Here is a 1,781-nt window from a genome sequence, read left to right as displayed (position 1 = left end):
GGAATTATTCTTCACCAATTTTTAACTATTTTTGAATCAAGATGTAAACTAAATTAAAAAGCGTTTTCATGTGTTTACACAAAATAATTTATACTCTCGAGATTATATCGAAAATTTGTTGTTGCACTGTGTTGTTTTTAAGCCTGATAGTTCTATTATCATCTGTTTTAACCTCATACATTTTATTAATTTCTTTAATAGCCGTATTCATTGAAATATCACATTTTGCTTTTTTTAATACTCGTTCAAGTTCTTTATAAATCATATATGCCATAAAAGAGATGCATATATGCGCTTCAATGCGTTCTCTTAATCTGTGGTATATAGGTCTGATTTGAAGATCTGTTTTAGAAATGCGAAATGCTTTTTCTATTTTCCATAAATTATTATAATTATCTATAACTTGGGCTGAGGTCAAATCTGTGTTCGTTATATATCCTTTAAGTCCGTCCCACTTCTTATCTGTCTCCACTTTATTTTGATCAAGACTTAACCTAATCTCTCCTTCAAGTTTCAAAAATTTGTTATACCCCCGATTATTAATATTGGCTTTTGACAATTTTCCTGAAGCCATCCTTTTTTCAAGCTTAGCTAGTCCTCTTTCTCGATTAAATTGATCTTTTTTGGCTCTTTTTCCTGAATAGCTAATATGTAATCTGAGACCATCGCCTTTGTCTATATGAGTAAGCTGACCATCAACAAGTTCTAATCCTAATATTTGATTTCTAATGACGCTGCTTTCATTTTTAATTCGAGCTCCAATGATGAAACTATATCCACTTTCTGTCAATAACTCTATATTTGATTTTGATATCAGGCCGGAATCTGCAACAACAATAGGCTTATCTATATTGAACCGTGTAGCAAATTTTTTCAACACAGGAATTAGTGTATGTCCCTCAAAGGTGTTTCCTTCAAATAACTCATATCCTATTGGATATCCATCTTTTCCTACTAAAAGGCCAAGCATAATTTGTGGATGTTGGTGTTTCCCTTCCTTTGAAAACCCTGTAACTCTAAAATCATCCGGTTCGCTGGACTCAAAATATATTGTTGTCATATCATAAAAAACAACTCCAATTGTTCCACCCAAAATTGATCTAGTATATTTAAAAGAGAGATCTTCTATGGTTTTTTTTAACCTACGATTCAATTTATCTAAAAATCTATATATGCTATATACCGATACATCTTGCTTTCCGGTTTCATTTAAGTATTTAGCTAGGTTTAGCTTACTACCAGGTCGAGTTATCCTAGATATTACTAGATCTTTGAGCAGTGGTTCACATATATCACCATAGCCTATGTGATTATATATCTGGGTAAAGATTATATCTGGGCCGCAAATACGAACTGAGTCGTTACATAGCTCAGAAATATCTGAACTACTCGGAGAATCAAAAAGAGTTGCTCCATAAAGGCGAGGCATCTCATATAAAGCTTGATGATACATTTTTTCAACCTCGTCACGATTAGAGGATGAACCTATTGTCTTGATAACTTTATTACTTCTATTTATCTTTTGAATAATTTGAACACTTATTGTTCCGCTCTTATTCCGCTTTTTTCTTACGAACATGAACCAAAGATAAGCGAGACACCCAAAAACAACAAATAATTATTGATATAATACTGAAAATAAGCATGTTGTGTTTTGCGTCAAAAAAAACCGCACAAAACAGGAAAAAGGAAGGGAAATGTTAGATTTTCCCTGAATTGTTGATTTTTTTTCTTCACACGCTACGAATAGGAAGTTTAGAATCGGGCGACAAAGATAAAAA

1 protein-coding gene is annotated in these 1,781 nt (G+C 32.4%); it reads right to left on the bottom strand.

Annotated elements, in window-relative coordinates; translation table 11 throughout:
• Positions 1-88: 88 nt before the first annotated feature.
• Entirely contained in the window at positions 89-1,579 is a 1,491-nt protein-coding gene (locus EOL86_14455; protein NCD26773.1) for an IS1634 family transposase, read from the bottom strand.
• Positions 1,580-1,781 lie beyond the last annotated feature (202 nt).

This window comes from Deltaproteobacteria bacterium, from assembly GCA_009930495.1.
Taxonomy (GTDB): Bacteria; Desulfobacterota; Desulfovibrionia; order Desulfovibrionales; family Desulfomicrobiaceae; genus Desulfomicrobium.
Note: the sequence above shows the minus strand (reverse complement) of the source record. Positions and strands in the feature narration are given on the sequence as shown.

Coding starts and splice junctions, on each gene's coding strand:
- EOL86_14455 (NCD26773.1), bottom strand. CDS start 1,579: ATGTTCGTAAGAAAAAAGCGGAATAAGAGCGGAACAATAAGTGTTCAA.